Origin of the sequence: Microbacterium sp. M3 (assembly GCF_033548675.1) — a bacterium.
GTDB classification, from domain to species: Bacteria; Actinomycetota; Actinomycetes; order Actinomycetales; family Microbacteriaceae; genus Microbacterium; species Microbacterium arthrosphaerae.
The window spans coordinates 499,478-515,337 of sequence record NZ_JAWTZT010000004.1; the positions used below are offsets into that span (position 1 = coordinate 499,478).

Consider the following 15,860-nt stretch of genomic DNA (forward strand, 5'->3'; position numbering starts at 1 on the left):
GGCAGCGACCGGGGCTGTTGCGGTGCCTCCGGTCGTTGAGCGAGGGAGCGCAGCGACCGAGACGAAACGCCCCGGTGACCCGCACGGGCATGTCACCGTCGAGCAGGTCGAGCTGTCGGCCGAGCTCGCCGGCGCCGAAGGCCGCGCGGCGACGGCCGACGTCGCCGAGTACGCGCTGTGGCTCGGCGACGACGCGCTCATCCTCGCGCAGCAGCTGGGGATGTGGATCGCGCGCGCCCCCGAGCTCGAGGAGGACGTCGCCCTGGCGAACATCGCCCTCGATCTGCTCGGGCACGCGCGGTCGTTCCTCCGCTACGCCGGCACCTTCGACGGCCGCACCGAGGACGATCTGGCGTACTGGCGGGACGAGCCGGAGTTCCGGTGCGCCTGGCTCTTCGAGCAGCCCAACGGCGACTTCGCGCAGACGATCGCGCGCCAGTTGGCGGCATCCGTCCATCTTTTCGAGCTCTACACGGCGCTGCAGGGGTCATCCGACGAGACGCTCGCGGCGATCGCCGCCAAGGCCGTGAAGGAGGTCGAGTACCACCGCGATCATGCCGTGCAGTGGACGCTGCGGCTCGCCGGCGGCACCGACGAATCGCGGTCGCGCCTGGTCCGGGCGATCGGCGACGTGTGGCCGTACGTGGGCGAGCTGTTCCGCGACGAGCCTCTCATCGACCGCCTTGACGGGGTGGCCGTGCGCCCGTCGGCGCTGCGGCCGGCGTTCGACGCCGTCATCGCGGCCGTCTTCGCCGAGGCCGAGCTCGAGGTGCCGGCGGGTCCGGTCTCGTCGGGGGGCGGCCGGCGCGGTGCGCACTTCTCGACGCTCGGCTACCTGCTCGCCGAGATGCAGGTGCTCGCGCGGCAGCATCCGGGGGCGACATGGTGACCGGTACGGCTCATAACTCAGGATGGACGGACAGAATCGCCCCCGAAACGCCCGCCGGGACGGGTTTCATCCTGAGTTGCGAACGTCCGGCGCCGATCACGGCATCCGCTGCCGACGCCGCGGAATCGAGCGGCCGCGCGGGGGCGGCGACAGCATCCGGCGGCGCCCTCGCGACCGGCGCGGCGCGTAATTCAGGATCAACGCACCGGATGGCCGCCGAAACGCCTGAGGGAACGGGATCCATCCTGAGTTGCGAACGCCCCGCACCCCGGCCGGCCCCCGTCGAAGCCCCCGACGCCGACCCCGCGGGCCGGCGGCGGCGGGCGTGGGCGGTGGCGGCATCGGTTCCCGATCCCGAGGTGCCGGTGCTCACGATCGAGGATCTCGGCGTGCTGCGCGACATCGTGGTCGAGGGCGGCCGGGTGACGGTGACCATCACGCCGACGTATTCGGGGTGCCCGGCGATGGACGCCATCCGCGATGACGTCGTGCTGGCCCTCAGGTCGGACGGGTTCGACGACGTCGTCGTGCGGCTCGTGCTGGCGCCCGCGTGGACGACGGACTGGATGACGGATGCCGGCAAGCAGAAGCTCGTCGACTACGGGATCGCCCCGCCCACGGGCCGCGCGGTCCATCCCGGCTCGGCGACAGGCGGTCCGATCCGGCTGGCGCTGTCGGTCCGGTGCCCGCGCTGCGGGTCGCTCGACACGCGCGAGCTCGCGCGGTTCGGGTCGACGTCGTGCAAGGCGCTGTACGAGTGCCGGGCGTGCCTCGAGCCCTTCGATCACTTCAAGGTGCACTGATGACGAACGACGCCGCACGACGGAGCCAGGAACCCGGCGACGCCGAACGGGAGCGGATCGCCGAGGCGCTTCTCACGACGGCCGTCGGCGGACCGCGCGAGCGCAAGCACCGGGCGCGGTTCCACTCGCTGCGGGTCGCGGCCGTACGCCCGCTGACCGATGCCGCGGTCGAGGTGACGTTCGCGATCCCCGAGGAGGTGCGCGACGAGTTCGGCTACCTCGCCGGGCAGCACGTCGCGCTGCGCAAAGAGCTCGACGGCCGCGAGCTGCGGCGCTCGTACTCGCTCTGCCGCGCCGAGGACTCGGGCGGCGGCGGAGACGGGCCCCGCACGATCAGCGTGGCGATCAAGCGCGACGAGGGCGGACGGTTCTCGACGTGGGCGCAGACCGAGCTGAAGGTCGGCGACCGCATCGACGTGATGAGTCCGCAGGGCACCTTCACGTCGCGGCTCGACGATCTCGACGGCGCGCACGTGGCGGGCATCGCGGCGGGGTCGGGCATCACGCCGCTCATGGCGCTCGCCGCCACGGTGCTGGCGCGGTCGGCGACGTCGCGGTTCACGCTCGTCTACACGAACCGGTCGAGCCTCGACGTGATGTTCCTCGACGAGCTCTCCGACCTCAAGGACCGCTACCCGACCCGCCTGGCGCTGCACCACGTGCTCTCGCGCGAGCAGCGCACCGCGCCCCTGCTGTCGGGCCGCATCGACGAGCCGCGGCTGCGCCGCATCCTCGACGAGCTCGTGCTGCCCGACACGGTGGACGAGTGGTTCCTGTGCGGCCCGTTCGAGCTCGTGCAGCTCTGTCGCGACACCCTCGCCGACATCGGGGTCGAGCCCGAGCACGTGCGGTACGAGCTCTTCACCACCGGCGAGGGCGAGCGCGCCGAGCCCGCCGCCGGGCGCCCCGTCGTGGTCGCGGCCGACGAGCCGGTGCGCCGTATCGAGTTCACGCTCGACGGGCAGTCGCAGTCGGTCGAGAGCCCTGTCGCCGCGCACGAGTCGATCCTGAACGCGGCGCTGCGCGTGCGCCCCGACGTGCCGTTCGCGTGCGCCGGGGGAGTGTGCGGCACCTGCCGCGCGCGCCTGGTCGCCGGCTCGGTCACGATGACCGAGAACTACGCGCTCGAACCCGACGAGCTCGAGCGCGGCTACGTGCTCACCTGCCAGTCCCATCCCACCTCGGAGTCCGTCACCGTCGACTACGACGTCTAGGAGAGCCCATGATCGACCTGCGCATCGACGACGCCGTCGCGCACATCACCCTCGACAACCCCGGCAAGCTCAACGCCCTCGACGAGCAGGCGGTGCGTGACCTCGGGGACGCGTACGCCGAGGCCGAGGGCGCCGGGGTGCGCGCGCTCGTGCTGCGCGGCAACGGCCGGGCGTTCTGCGCCGGGCGCGACATCTCCGGCGTCGACCCGGCCGACGACGACGTCATGGGCTACCTCGACGGGCTCGTGACGCCGGTGCTGCGGCGCATGTCGGCCTTTCCGGCACCCACGTTCGCGGCCGCGCACGGCGCGTGCCTCGGTGTCGGGCTCGGGCTGCTGATCGCCACCGACGTGGTCTACGTCGCCGACGACGCCAAGATCGGCTCGCCGTTCGCGGCCCTGGGTGCGACCCTCGACTCGGGCGGTCACGCCCTCTTCTACGAGCGCCTCGGCGCCCACAAGACCCTCGACCTCATCTACACCGGACGCCTCATGACCGGCGCAGAGGCGGTCGCGTCGGGGCTGTTCTCGCAGGCCATGCCGGCTGCCGAGCTCCAAAACGCGGTGACGGATGCCGCCACCCGCGCCGCCACCGGAGCCACGGCCGCCTTCCGGGCCAGCAAGGCGCTCATCGCCCGCCTGCGAGACGAGCGGCTGGGGCTCTGGGCCTCGGTGTCGGAGGAGAACGCGGCGCAGGCGGCGCTCTGCGACACCGAGGACTACCGGGAAGGCTTCGCGGCCTTCCAGGAGAAGAGGCGGCCGAGCTTCACCGGAGCCTGAGCCGGCGGCGATCGCGCGCTCGGGGGTGCGGCGATCGCGCGCGCTCGGGGTGCGGCCGGCGCGCTGGCCGAGCACAGTCCCGCGTGGTCAGCGGTGGTCGCGCGGGCTGCGCGGTCAGCGGTGGTCGAGCGCGGGCTGCGCGGTCAGCGGTGGTCGAGCACGGGCGCGCCGTGCGCCTCGTCGAGGGCTGCGGTCGCGGCGCGGCGGCCCTCGGCGATGAGCCGCGGAACGTCACGCATCGTCCACTGCGCCATGCGCTGCATCTCGGGCTGGATCAAGACGACCGTCGGGTCGGCGACGAGTTCGGCGATCTTCGTGGTCGTGCGCATCATCCGCACGTTCTCCCACTTGGCGTGCAGGTGCACGACGATGACGCGTTCGGCGCCCAGCTCGCGGGCCGCCGCGTGCGGCACGTTGTCGACCATGCCGCCGTCAGCCAGCAGTCGTCCGCCGAGCCGGACCGGAGGCAGGACCCCCGGCACGGCGATCGTCGCGCGCAGCGCCGCGCTCAGCGGCCCGATGGCGAGCGTCACCGCTTGACGTGTGCGCAGATCGGTCGCGACCGCGCCGAACCGCCGAGGCAGGTCTTCGATGCGCGGGTCCTCGCCGAGCAGGCGGTGGATGGCGTCGGTGACGACGCGTGTGTCGAGCAGGCCCCAGCGCGGCTGGAAGCTCCAGCGCGCGATCCGGTTCCAGCGGAACCGCAGCGCGATCTGCTCGACCTGCTCGCCGGTGAGCCCCGCGGCATAGGCGGATCCGACGAGCGCTCCGGAGCTGGTTCCCGTCACGATGCCGGGACGGATGCCTCGTTCCTCGAGCACCTGCAGCACGCCGACGTGCGCTGCGCCGAACGCGCCCCCGCCGCTGAGAGTGAGTCCCAGGCGGGGATCGTCGTCGGACTGGTTCGCGGAGGCCACGTCGCGACCGTACCACCGGCCGACCTCACGCCGCGGTGCCCCGTGCGCGACGCGTTTCGTCTCGCGGAGCGGTTCCTGAGTAGCGACGAAGGAGCGTATCGAAGGGCGCTCAACGACCGGGGAGGTCAAGGCCCGCGGTCGTTGAGCGAGGGAGCGCAACGACCGAGACGAAACGCCCCCGACCCGGCGACCACCGGGGCCCGCGGCATCCGTCAGCTCGCGGTCTGGAGGAACTCGCGCGCTCTGCCGACGAGGAACTCGGGCTTCTCCTCGGCCAGGTAGTAGCCGAAGCCCCGCACGCGCTCGACCGTGAGGTCGTCGGCGTGGTCCTGGTACCCGTCGAGCACCTCGGGGTGCTGCCCGTCGGGGAGGTCGTTGTCGTAGAGCACGGCTCCGTACATGGTCAGCGTCGGCGTCCGCAGGCGCATGCTGTTGTACTCGCCCGACATCGACCGCCGGCCCTCGGCGAACATCAGGTCGCGGTACAGGCGCGACCCGGCCCGCGCCCGTGCGGGATCGCGGAAGCGCGCCACGTACTGCTCGACGGCGTCGGGAGGGAAGACCGAGGGGTCGCTGGTGTCGCTCGTCATCTGCCAGCGCGGCAGCCGCTGACGACCGCGTCCGAGCAACCGGGGTCCGACGCCGCGTGCGGCGATCGCGAACATCGGCCAGAGCCGCCACATGTTGAGCAGGACCCGCGCGTGAAATGCCGCGTACGGGTGCGGTGTGGCGAAGTTCACGTACCGCCGGACGCGTTCCGGATGCCGCAGGCACAGGCGATAGCCCACGATGCCGCCCGAGTCGTATCCCATCAGGTCGACCCGGTCGATCTGCAGCGCATCGAGAAGCGCCACGATGTCGTCGACGAGCTGCTCCGAGTGGTAGCCGTCGGGCGGCGCATCCGTCCAGCCGGCGCCGCGGAGGTCGGGGCAGATCACCCGGTAGTGCGCGGCCAGCTCGGGGATGACCTTGCGCCACGCCCACCAGTGCTGCGGAAACCCGTGCAGCATCAGCAGCGGCGGCCCGTCGCCGGCCTCCGCCACGTGCATGCGCAGACCCGGCAGATCGACGAACCGGTGGCGCACGCCCTCGGCGTCCGGCAGGGACTCGACTCGGGTGTCGGTGTCTGCGGTGTTGTTTCGACCGTTGCCCCCAGGGGGCTTCATTGCGCCCATGGCGCGAGAATACTACGTTTCTAGTGCTAGATCCACTGTGTTTATAGTGGGACGTGACGTCTCATCGGGAGCGCGTGCTCGAGGCCGCGGTCGACCTCCTCGGCACCGGCGGGCTGCGTGCCCTCACCCATACGCGCGTCGACGAGCGCGCGGGTCTGCCGAAGGGATCGACGTCGAACTACTTCCGCACGCGCGCGGCGCTCGTCGCGGGTGTCTCGGACTGGATCGTCGCGCAGGAACTCGCCTCGCTCCGACCCGCGATGGCGCCCCGCTCGCCCGACGAGCTCGTCTTCGGGCTGTGCGCGCTCCTCGATGTCATCACGATCACCAACCGCAAGCTCACGACGGCGCGTCTGGTGCTGTTCATGGAGGCGAGCCACGACGCCGGCCTTCGCGCGGTTCTCCAGCGCGGGCGCGACGCCCTGGTGGGCGGTGTCGTCTCGGCCCTGGCGGCCATGGGCGCGTCAGATCCGGATGCCGCAGCCCGCACTCTCGCGGCCTGCATGGAGGGTCTGGTGCTCCACCGGATCGCACGGCACGATTTCAGCGATCCGCGTCCGATCCTCGAGACCGTGATCGCCGGGATCTTCCGCCCGCCCGCAGAGAGGCAGTAGTCCCCGCGGTCGTTGAGCGAGGGAGCGCAGCGACCGAGACGAAACGCGTCCGGGGCGCGGCGAGCACGGCGTGAGGTCGGAGCGGGCAGCGACGTCGGGCCGCGCTTCAGGCGGGATTCAGCCCGCGCGGTCCAGACTGGTGCCGATGCGGATTCTGGTGGTGGATGACGAGGTGCGCCTTGCCGACGGCATCCGTCGCGGTCTCGAGGCCGAGGGCTTCGGCGTCGATGTCGCGCACAACGGCGTCGACGGGCTGTGGCGGGCGCGTGAGACGGCGTACGACGCGATCGTGCTCGACCTCATGATGCCCGGCATGAGCGGCTGGAAGGTCTGCGAAGCGCTGCGCGCGGAGGAGAATTGGACGCCGGTGCTCATGCTCACCGCCAAGGACGGCGAGTGGGACCAGGTCGAGGCGCTCGAGACCGGCGCCGACGACTATGTCACGAAGCCCTTCTCGTTCGCGGTGCTCGTGGCGCGGCTGCGCGCGCTGATCCGCCGCGGCGGGGTGGAGCGGCCGACGGTGCTCGAGGCGGGCGATCTGCGGCTCGATCCGGGCGCCCGCCGGGCGTGGCGCGGCGAGGCCGAGATCGACCTCACGTCGCGGGAGTTCTCGGTGCTGGAGCACCTGATGCGCCATCGCGGGCAGGTGCAGTCGAAGCGCGATCTCATCGCCGGTGTGTGGAACGACGACTTCGAGGGCGACCCGAACATCGTCGAGGTGTACGTGGGGCACCTCCGGCGCAAGGTCGACCGGCCGTTCGGGCGTGCGGCGATCGAGACGATCCGCGGCGCCGGCTATCGTCTGGCGGCCGACGGTGGCTGAGAAGAGACGCCGTTCGCTGCGCACGCGCATCACCGCGGCCGCGACGCTGGTCGTCGCCGTCGCGCTGGTGTTCGGGGCGCTGGCGTTCTGGGGCATCCTGTCGGTCAGCGTCCGCGATGCCGCCGTGCGCGCAGCCGAGACGCGGGCGGAGCAGCTCGCCACCCGTGTCGACGCCGAGGGGCCCGCCGCGGTGGCCGAGCTCGACGACGACGTCGTGCAGGTGCTCGACGACACGGGCGCCGTCGTGGCGCGCTCCGACGAGGCCGAGTCCGGCGACCTGCCGAACACCGAGGGGCTCATCACCTATGACGACGAGCCGATGCTCGTGGTGCGAGAAGACCTCGACGACGGCACGCTCCTCCTCGGGGTCTCGGTCGAAGACGACCAGAGCACGCTCGCCACGGTGGCGGGGCTGCTCGCGGTCGCGGTCGCCGGCGTCGTCGCGCTCGTGGCCGCGATCACGTGGTGGGTCGTGGGGCGGGCGCTGCGCCCGGTGGCCCACATCCGCGCCGAGGTCGACGACATCACCGCGGACCGTCTCGATCGGCGCGTCGCCGTGCCTCGGTCGGGCGATGAGATCGCCGCGCTCGCCGGCACGATGAACCGCATGCTGGATCGGTTGGATGCCGCGGCCACCGCGCAGCGCCGGTTCGTGTCGGATGCCTCGCACGAGCTTCGATCGCCGCTCGCGACCATCCGACAGCACGCCGAGCTCGCGCAGCTGCACCCGGAGGCGACGTCGGTCGGCGACCTTGCCGAGGTGGTGCACGACGAGGGGCTGCGGATGCAGGAGCTCGTGGATGCGCTGCTGCTGCTGACGCGCCTCGACGAGCAGCCGATGCTGCGCCGCGAGTCCGTCGACCTGGACGATGTGGCGCTCGCGGAGGTCGCGCGGCTGCGCGCCGGGGGTGCCGTCGTCGACGGGTCGGGCATCCACGCCGCGCGGGTGCAGGGGGACCCCCGTCTGCTGGGCCAGCTCGTGCGCAACCTCGCTGACAACGCGGTCCGCCACGCGCGCGAGGCTGTCGCCATCGGGGTGGTCGAACGCGAGGGCCGGGTGCTGCTGACCGTCGACGACGACGGCGATGGCATTCCGCCGGGAGAGCGGGAGCGGGTCTTCGAGCGCTTCGTGCGGCTCGACGAGGGCCGTGCGCGGGACGCCGGCGGGAGCGGACTGGGGCTCGCGATCGTCCGCGCGATCGCTGAAGCCGAGGGCGGCGCTGTGTGGATCGAGGATTCGCCGCTCAGTGGGGCGCGGTTCTCGGTCGCGCTGCCGGCCGCTTCCTGAACGTCGCTTCAGGGCGCTTCAGGTCTGCTTCAGCGGTCGCTCGGCACCATCGGAGCATGGACGACAAGAACAGCACCCCCGAGACCTCCCCCGCCGGCGAGCCGCACGACGTGAGCCGGACCGAGGGAGCCCCCGTGTCCGGCCCGAGCGCCGCGGCCGCGAGCACCCCGACTTCCGCGGAGGGCACGCCGACCCCCCTCGCGCACGGCACGACCGGTCAGACCGAGGCGTTCGCCGCGACCCCGGCCGCCGCTCCCGCCGCGGCCCCGGCACCCGCCACAGCGGCCCCGGCTCCCGCCAGCGCGACGCCCGACCGCAAGCGCCGCCGCACCCGCGGCCTGCTGATCGGCGGCGGTGCGGTGCTGGCTGCCGCGCTTCTCGCCGGTGGCGGCATCGCCGTCGGCGCCGAGATCGCCGACGCGGTCGACGATGACGACAGCTCGTCCTCGTCGGTGTCGGACTCCGGCGACGACTCCGGCGGCGCCGACACCGACGATGACGCGCGTGACGCCGACACCGACGACGACGGCTCGAGCGATGACAGCGCGACCGGTGACCTGTCGAACCTGGGCACCGCCTCCGCCGACGACATCGTCGCCATGGTCGAAGCTGCTGCCGCCGCCGGCGACGGTGAGCCCGTCTCGGTCGACTTCGAACGTGACGGCAGCGCCCAGGTGACGCTCGAGGCGCAGGATGGCGCAGAGACCGAGGTGCGTGTCGATGCCGGGGGCGAGGCATCCGTCATCTCCACCGAGGAGGCCGACGCCGACGACGCGGCGCCGCAGTACGTCCTCGACGCCGACGCGATCGCGGCCATCGTCGACGCGGCGCTCGCCGAGGCCGACGGCCGCATCGTCGAGATCGAGGCCGACGACGACAGCACGTCCCCCTGGGACGTGAAGGTGCTGACCCAGGCCGGCGAGTTCATCGAGCTCGACCTCGATGCGGAGTTCGCGGTGGTCTCGACCGGCACCGACAGCGACGACTGACCGCAGCGGCAACGACGGCGGTCGCCCGATCCGGGCGGCCGCCGTTGCCGTGTCCGCTGATGACGCCCGGTGATCGGGGGGAGTTGCATGAGCCCGATCCGGTGGGGGGCCGAGTTCGCCGGTTGAACCGCGGGACGTGTTCAGCTGCCGTCGCTCCGTCCCGTGCCGCGGTGCGCGGCGTGACCTGATCCGGTCGGGGCGCATCCGGCGCGCGAACCGCGGGACGTGCTCAGCTGCCGTTGCGCAGATCGCCGAGCGTCGTGCGGGCGAAGCTCGCGCGGTCGAACCGGACAGCGCAGCCGTCTCCGGTAGGGCTCTGGCCCTCGAAGCCGAGGCGCACCTCGCCGAGGTCGTCGCCCAGCGCGAACGCGCGGACGAAGTGCCACCAGTCGCCGTCGGTCGAGGCGTGCAGCGCGAACACGCGCCCGACGCGCGAGATGCGCAGCCACACCTCGTCGCCGTCCACGGTGAACGAGTTGGCGTCGTCCGAGACCCCGCGCGTTACGACCGACACCACCATGAGCGAGCCGGCCGGAGAGCGCTCGAAGCACAGCTTGGCCCAGTGCCGCTCGTCCGCCCAGAGCAGCAGGACCGCGGCGTCGAAGGTCGCGCGGAAGTCGGCGCCGACGCGCGCGGCGAACACGAAGTCGCCTTCGCCGGGTGCGCCCAGCAGCGTGACGGCGTTGAGCAGCGTCTCGGCGGCCGTCCCGCTCTCGCCGCTCGGGTCGACGAAGATGTCGCTGTGGGGCGGGGCCAAGACCTCGACCCGGTCGTCGGTGACGGCCCACTCCGACCCCTCGGAGGGAGTCAGCTCGAAGGGGATGCCGGGAACGGCGAGGGGTGCGGGCATCAGGTTGCCTCTCCTGCGGTGTCGGTGGTGTGTGTTTTCGTGGTCGACGGGGTCGCGGCATCCGTCCCGTCTTCGGCTCAGGTCGCGCGCGCTTCGTGGAACCGGTCGATGAGGAAGGGGATGCCGCGGTCGTTCCACCACGACGGCAGCACGCTGCCGGCGGACATGCCATGGCCGGGGTCGAACTCGACGACGTAGAGGGCATCGTCGGCGTGCGCGAGCGAGTGGCCGACGATGGCGTCGGCCACGGCGCGGATCATCGCCTCGAGCTCTCGCGCGTCGCCGGGGCGCGGCGTCGTGGCGAACTCGGCGCGGAGCACGAGCCACAGGTAGGTGTCGCCGCGGAGTCCCCATGGCGTCGGGTCCGCCTCGAACAGTCGACCCACGGAATCGGGGGCGGTGGCAGGGGGGAACAGCCGGAGCGTCTGCGCCTGCACGCGCCGGTGGGTGTCGGGGCTGAACGAGACGAGCCTCACCTCGTCGACGCGCGTGGGAGTGCGGGCGATGGTGGTGACCGCGGCATCGATGGCGTCGTTGAGCGGCCAGGCGTAGATGCCCGCGCTGATCAGGGGGAAGGCGACGCTGCGGGCGCCGAGTTCGTCGGCGACCTCCAGTGCGCGGCGGTAGCAGGATTCGAGCAGTGCGCGGTCTCGCTCGCCGGCCGCGTGGTTCGGGCCGACCGTGTGGACGACCCACTGCGCGGTGAGGCTGCCGGCTGTCGTCCATCCGGCGTCGCCTGTCTGCAGGCCGTGGGGGAAGCGGGCGATGCAGTCGTCGAGGATGGCGGGTCCGCCGGCCCGGTGGATCGCGCCGTCGACGCCGCCGCCACCGCGCATGGCCCGGTTGGCGGCGTTGACGATCGCGTCGACGCGCTGCTGCGTGATGTCGCCGTGGACGGCGCGGACGGTGACCATCACCTCAGTCTTCCGCACCGGCACCCGCACCAGCTCGTGCGGAAATGCCGCACCGGCCTCGCGCGTTGCCCCTCGCATGCGATCGATCGTGTACTCACAGACCGGCAGTTCGTCCGTCCTCTCGCTCGCGGAGCGCGAGCCCGCGCATCCCGGACCAGGGGAGGTGCGCGTGAAGGTCGCCGTTTCGGGCGTGAACCCGACCGACTGGAAGTCGCGCGCCGGCAGCGGTGTGAGCCTCGCGTTCGACGAGGTCGTGCCGAATCAGGACGGCGCCGGAACGGTGGATGCCGTCGGCGAAGGTGTGACGGATCTCTCGGTGGGCGATCGCGTGTGGACGTATCTCTCGCAGCACCAGCGTCCGACCGGCACGGCGCAGGAGTACACCGTGGTTCCCGCCGAGCGGGCGGTGAAGCTGCCCGACGGTATCGGCTTCGACGTGGCTGCGAGCCTCGGGGTGCCCGCGATGACGGCGCATCGCGCGCTCACCGTGCACGAGTTCGGGCCGACGCGTCTGACCCCGGGTTCGCTCGACGGACGTGTCGTGCTGGTCGCCGGCGGAGCGGGTGCCGTCGGGCATGCGGCGATCCAGTTGAGTGTGTGGGCGGGTGCGACCGTCATCGCCACGATCTCGAGCGACGAGAAGGCCGCGCTCGCGCGTGCCGCGGGTGTGCATCACATCGTGAACTACCGTGACGAGGATGCCGCCGCGCAGATCGCGGCGCTGGCGCCCAGCGGCGTCGACCACATCGTCGAGGTGTCGATCGCGCAGAACGCCGCCCTCGACGGGCAGGTGATCGCCAATCACGGCTCGATCGCCTACTACGCCGACAACGGCGGCGACGAGGCGACGATCCCGGTGCGGCCGACGTTCGCGAAGAACGTGCGGATCCAGGGACTGCTTCTCTATACGGTGGGCGAGGCGGCGCTGTCGGCGGCTGTCGAAGACATCACGGCCGCGCTGCGCGATGGCGCCCTGCCGGTGGGTGAGGCGGCTGGTCTGCCGCTGACATGGTTCGCGCTCGACGCGGCGGCGGCGGCGCACGACGCGGTCGAGCAGGGCGCGGTGGGCAAGGTGCTCATCGACGTTTCCGGCGACAACCACTGACTCCGGCATCCGTTCCTCGCGGAGGAATGGATGCCGCGGCCCTCAGTGTGACGTGATCGCTCAGGTCGAGACGTCGTTCTCGATGTCTTCGGCGAGGTCGTCGAGTCGTTCGGGTCGCAGGTCGACGCCCACTTCGTGAAGGCGTTCCTCGAGGACGTGACTGACATCGTCGGTGACGTGGCCCTGCCGGATCTCGTCGCGGACGTCGTGGACGACGTGTTCGACGACGTCCTCCTGGTCTTCGTCGTCGACGGGTCCGCTGTCTTCGCTTCCTGTCATGGCCTGATCATGCGATCCACCCAGCCGCAGTGGGCACCCCCTTGACGACGCCGCCCGAAAGGTGGCGCGCTCCGTTCACCCGGTGTGCGGTGGCGAGCGGAAGCCCCGCGGGCTCCTCGAGATGAGGAGCCCCGCGGGGCTTCCGTCAACCGGACATGGCCTTCCTCGGCTTGAGGAATGCACGCGATTCCTGGCTCGCGCGCTTCTCAGCGCGCTTCTCCTTGAGCGACGACCGGGCGACCTTCTTCGCATCGCGTGATCGCGGCGACTTTCCTGACATGGCGACTCGCTTCCCCTCTTTCGGCTGGCGGGTGAACCCCTGACCATAGCCGCCTTCCGGTGGAAGTCAAGTCGCGCCGCGACCCGGCGGAAATCCTGCTGACTTGCCTTTTCTTGGAACCCGGCTATGGTGATGGCCATGATCTCGACGGCCTTCCCCCAGCGCACGGAGCGTCTTGTCGACGCCTCCGTCGTGACGGCCGTCGTCGACATCGCCGGCGCGCGCCACGAGGTGCTCCCGCCCCGGCGGCACGTCGCGGGTGGTCTGTCCGTGCAGCCCACTCTCCGCGTCGCGCCGCCCTGAGAGCCGTCCCGTCGAACGGCTCAACCGGACACACCCAGCGCGTCGCACCTGCGGCGCTTTTTTTGTACCCAAGGAGCAGGACATGACCATCCCCACCACCGACTCCGCCGCCTTCGCCGGCGCACAGCGCGAGCTGGAGCGCCAGCTCGACGAGCGGCTCGCCGTCCTCGAGGAGCTCAGCCCCTTCGCCCTCCCGAGCATCGATCCCGTCGCGTTCCAGACGGCGGCCTCGCACCGCGCCGCGGTGGAGCAGATCACGGCGGCGCTGAACCGGATCGCCGAGGGCACCTACGGACGCTGCACGCGGTGCGGCGAGCAGATCGCGCCGGCTCGGCTCGAGGTGCTCCCGTCCGCGGCCGCCTGCATCGAATGCCAGAGCCATGCTGACGCCGCGTAGCCGCAAGCCGGTGAGCATCCCGTCCCTTCCGCCGGTCGAACCGGAGGTCCGAAAGGCCGGTCTGTTCCGCCGCCGAGGGCAGGGCGGGGTCTCGCATCGCCGGCTGTCCGCACGGCACGACGCCGAATCCGCGCCCGCCGGCTCGACCGGTGGAGCTCACCAGCCAGGCAGCACCTTCCACGGCGCCACCGCGCGCTGGGTCGCCTTCGGCTGATCGCGCGCCCGGCTGACCGTGGGGCCGGGCAGCCCCGAGCCCGAGGCTCACCGGAGCCCGGGGTGTGCACAAGCCTCGGGCTGACCGCGGCCTCGGCGCGCTGACCGCGGCCTCGGCCCCCAGCCCTGGCCATACGCCCCTCGCCTGCCCGCGTCAACCTCCGCGCACGAATCCGCCCTTCCCGGCACTCTGGTTCCTCATCCTTCGGCCGCCGGGGCCGACCGCCGATCGAGGAGCCACCCATGCTGCCCACCGAAGTGCCCACCGACGCCGACGGGACGTCCCCCACGCGCCTCCGCCGCGCGATCACGGGGCCGCTCCTGTTCGCCTTCATTCTGGGCGACGTGCTCGGCGCCGGCATCTACGCGCTGATGGGAGTCCTGGGCGAGCGTGTCGGGGGGATGCTGTGGGCACCGCTCCTGCTGGCACTCCTGCTGGCGATGCTCACGGCCGGCTCCTACGCCGAGCTGGTGACGAAGTATCCGCGGGCCGGCGGTGCGGCGGTGTTCGCCGAGCGGGCCTTCCGCAACAGGCTCGTCTCGTTCCTCATCGGCTTCTCCATGCTCGCCGCCGGCGTGACGAGCGCGGCGGGCCTCTCGCTCGCGTTCGCGGGGGAGTACTTCCGCACTTTCATCGACCTGCCGACGATCCCGGTGGCCATCGCGTTCCTCGCTGTCGTCGCACTGCTCAATCTGCGCGGCATCCGTGAATCCATGGCCGCGAACTTCGTCATGACCGTGATCGAGGTGAGCGGCCTCGTGATCGTGGTGGTGGTGGTCGCGGTCATGATGGCGGGCGGCCGCGGAGACGTCTCGCGCGTCACCCAGCTGCCCGAGGGCGCGGGCCTCGCGACGGCGGTGCTCGGCGGCGCCATCATCGCGTACTACTCGTTCGTCGGTTTCGAGACCTCGGCCAACATGATCGAAGAGGTCAAGAAGCCCAGCAAGACCTACCCGATCGCGCTGTTCGCCGCGCTGATCACGGCGGGCGTGGTCTACATCCTCGTGGGCCTCGCGAGCGCCATCGCGCTGCCGGCCGACGAGCTCTCGGAGTCCAGCGGACCCCTCCTCGCCGTCGTCGAGGCGAGCGGCGTCGCGGTGCCGTCGTGGCTGTTCAGCCTCATCGCGCTCATCGCGGTGGCGAACGGCGCGCTGCTCACGATGATCATGACGAGTCGCCTCACCTACGGGATGTCGGAGCAGGGCCTCCTGCCCCGCGTCCTGTCCCGCGTGCTGCCCGGCCGCAAGACGCCGTGGGTCGCGATCCTCGTCACGACCCTCGTCGCCATGCTGCTGACGCTCGTCGGAGACCTCGCGACCCTCGCCGAGACCGTCGTGCTGCTCCTCCTGATCGTCTTCCTCAGCGCGAACGTCTCCGTTCTGGTGCTGCGACGCGACAAGGTCGAGCACGAGCACTTCCGCGTCTGGACCTTCATCCCCGTCCTCGGCATCGCCTCGTGCATCCTCCTGCTCACCCAGCAGCGCCCCATCGTCTGGCTCTTCGCCGCAGCGCTGCTGGCGGTCGGCGTCGTCCTTTACGTCGCCTCGCAGTGGGGCCGTCGGCGCGAGACCCGCACCGCCGAATCCGCCGCTGAAGAGCGCACGAATTGAGAATGCCGCCACCCCCGCCCGCGGCAGCCCCACGGCCGTGAGGTAGCCCGATCCCGACCCTCGGTCCTGCAGCGGTTCTGCAGGGGAACGGGGCTTGTGCAGGAGAGTCGTGCCCATTCCGGGCCTGCGGAAACCGCTGTTCACCTGCGGAACTCGTGCAGCGCGCGCACCCCGCCTCGTTCCTCGGTTGTGCGGTGGTTATGCAGGGGAACGGGGCTTGTGCAGGAGAGTCGTGCGCATTCCGGGCCTGCAGAACCCCTGTTCACCTGCAGAACTCGTGCAGCGCACGCACCGCGCCTCGTTCCTCGGTTGTGCGGTGGCTGTGCAGGGGAACGGGGCGGGTGAGTCCCATAACGTGGTGTCACTTCCCGCGGGGTCGTCGTCGTCGTAGACGTCGAAGGGCCACCGTGGGATGAC

At 71.7% G+C, this 15,860-nt stretch carries 17 protein-coding genes; 12 read left to right on the forward strand and 5 right to left on the reverse strand.

The annotated features are described in order from the left end of the window. The first annotated feature begins 22 nt into the window (after positions 1 to 22). The 4 genes from paaC to R8Z57_RS14515 all read left to right on the forward strand — a co-directional run bounded on the left by paaC (position 23) and on the right by R8Z57_RS14515 (position 3,685). Entirely contained in the window at positions 23 to 889 is an 867-nt protein-coding gene (paaC, locus tag R8Z57_RS14500) for a 1,2-phenylacetyl-CoA epoxidase subunit PaaC (protein ID WP_318354475.1), read from the forward strand. A 332-nt stretch (positions 890 to 1,221) separates the two neighbouring features. Beyond that, positions 1,222 to 1,692, forward strand: coding sequence for a 1,2-phenylacetyl-CoA epoxidase subunit PaaD (gene paaD, locus R8Z57_RS14505; RefSeq protein WP_318354476.1), 471 nt, complete (start codon positions 1,222 to 1,224; stop codon positions 1,690 to 1,692). Continuing rightward, entirely contained in the window at positions 1,692 to 2,906 is a 1,215-nt protein-coding gene (gene paaE / locus R8Z57_RS14510; protein ID WP_318354477.1) for a 1,2-phenylacetyl-CoA epoxidase subunit PaaE, read from the forward strand. The genes paaD and paaE overlap by 1 nt, the downstream gene beginning before the upstream one ends. An 8-nt stretch (positions 2,907 to 2,914) precedes the next feature. Beyond that, complete coding sequence (locus R8Z57_RS14515) at positions 2,915 to 3,685, forward strand: enoyl-CoA hydratase/isomerase family protein (RefSeq protein WP_318354478.1); 771 nt, start codon at positions 2,915 to 2,917, stop codon at positions 3,683 to 3,685. 143 nt (positions 3,686 to 3,828) lie between these two features. Here R8Z57_RS14515 and R8Z57_RS14520 read toward each other — a convergent pair whose 3' ends face one another. Both R8Z57_RS14520 and R8Z57_RS14525 read right to left on the reverse strand, forming a co-directional pair. After that, complete coding sequence (locus R8Z57_RS14520) at positions 3,829 to 4,602, reverse strand: patatin-like phospholipase family protein (protein ID WP_318354479.1); 774 nt, start codon at positions 4,600 to 4,602, stop codon at positions 3,829 to 3,831. A 212-nt stretch (positions 4,603 to 4,814) separates the two neighbouring features. Further along, complete coding sequence (locus tag R8Z57_RS14525) at positions 4,815 to 5,777, reverse strand: alpha/beta hydrolase (protein WP_318354480.1); 963 nt, start codon at positions 5,775 to 5,777, stop codon at positions 4,815 to 4,817. Positions 5,778 to 5,830: 53 nt separating this feature from the next. Here R8Z57_RS14525 and R8Z57_RS14530 point away from each other — a divergent pair, with 53 nt between their 5' ends. From R8Z57_RS14530 to R8Z57_RS14545, 4 genes are all read left to right on the forward strand, one after another. Then, positions 5,831 to 6,391, forward strand: coding sequence for a TetR/AcrR family transcriptional regulator (locus tag R8Z57_RS14530; RefSeq protein WP_318354481.1), 561 nt, complete (start codon positions 5,831 to 5,833; stop codon positions 6,389 to 6,391). A 145-nt stretch (positions 6,392 to 6,536) separates the two neighbouring features. After that, entirely contained in the window at positions 6,537 to 7,214 is a 678-nt protein-coding gene (locus tag R8Z57_RS14535; protein ID WP_318354482.1) for a response regulator transcription factor, read from the forward strand. After that, on the forward strand, positions 7,207 to 8,502 hold the full coding sequence (locus tag R8Z57_RS14540; protein WP_318354483.1) for a HAMP domain-containing sensor histidine kinase: 1,296 nt from the start codon (positions 7,207 to 7,209) through the stop codon (positions 8,500 to 8,502). The genes R8Z57_RS14535 and R8Z57_RS14540 overlap by 8 nt, the downstream gene beginning before the upstream one ends. A 56-nt stretch (positions 8,503 to 8,558) precedes the next feature. Next, positions 8,559 to 9,491, forward strand: a complete 933-nt coding sequence (locus tag R8Z57_RS14545) for a hypothetical protein (protein ID WP_318354484.1) — start codon at positions 8,559 to 8,561, stop codon at positions 9,489 to 9,491. A gap of 229 nt (positions 9,492 to 9,720) precedes the next feature. Here R8Z57_RS14545 and R8Z57_RS14550 read toward each other — a convergent pair whose 3' ends face one another. Together R8Z57_RS14550 and R8Z57_RS14555 are read right to left on the reverse strand one after the other, a co-directional pair. Further along, positions 9,721 to 10,341, reverse strand: coding sequence for a DUF1349 domain-containing protein (locus R8Z57_RS14550; RefSeq protein ID WP_318354485.1), 621 nt, complete (start codon positions 10,339 to 10,341; stop codon positions 9,721 to 9,723). 77 nt (positions 10,342 to 10,418) lie between these two features. Then, positions 10,419 to 11,255 (reverse strand): O-acetyl-ADP-ribose deacetylase, encoded by an 837-nt coding sequence (locus R8Z57_RS14555; protein WP_318354486.1) that lies wholly within the window; start codon positions 11,253 to 11,255, stop codon positions 10,419 to 10,421. Positions 11,256 to 11,331: 76 nt separating this feature from the next. Between R8Z57_RS14555 and R8Z57_RS14560 the strand changes: the two genes are divergently transcribed. Continuing rightward, positions 11,332 to 12,360 (forward strand): NADPH:quinone reductase, encoded by a 1,029-nt coding sequence (locus R8Z57_RS14560; protein WP_318354507.1) that lies wholly within the window; start codon positions 11,332 to 11,334, stop codon positions 12,358 to 12,360. A gap of 60 nt (positions 12,361 to 12,420) precedes the next feature. Here the strand turns inward: R8Z57_RS14560 and R8Z57_RS14565 are convergent, their stop codons facing one another. After that, on the reverse strand, positions 12,421 to 12,639 hold the full coding sequence (locus R8Z57_RS14565; RefSeq protein WP_318354487.1) for a hypothetical protein: 219 nt from the start codon (positions 12,637 to 12,639) through the stop codon (positions 12,421 to 12,423). Between the two features lie 418 nt (positions 12,640 to 13,057). Here R8Z57_RS14565 and R8Z57_RS14570 point away from each other — a divergent pair, with 418 nt between their 5' ends. The 3 genes from R8Z57_RS14570 (at position 13,058) to R8Z57_RS14580 (ending at position 15,443) form a co-directional block, all read left to right on the forward strand. Then, on the forward strand, positions 13,058 to 13,222 hold the full coding sequence (locus tag R8Z57_RS14570) for a hypothetical protein (protein WP_318354488.1): 165 nt from the start codon (positions 13,058 to 13,060) through the stop codon (positions 13,220 to 13,222). 82 nt (positions 13,223 to 13,304) lie between these two features. After that, positions 13,305 to 13,619, forward strand: a complete 315-nt coding sequence (locus tag R8Z57_RS14575) for a TraR/DksA family transcriptional regulator (RefSeq protein ID WP_318354489.1) — start codon at positions 13,305 to 13,307, stop codon at positions 13,617 to 13,619. Positions 13,620 to 14,075: 456 nt separating this feature from the next. Then, positions 14,076 to 15,443: an APC family permease gene (locus tag R8Z57_RS14580; RefSeq protein ID WP_318354490.1), complete on the forward strand. Its 1,368-nt coding sequence runs from the start codon at positions 14,076 to 14,078 to the stop codon at positions 15,441 to 15,443. The last annotated feature ends 417 nt before the right edge of the window (positions 15,444 to 15,860 follow it).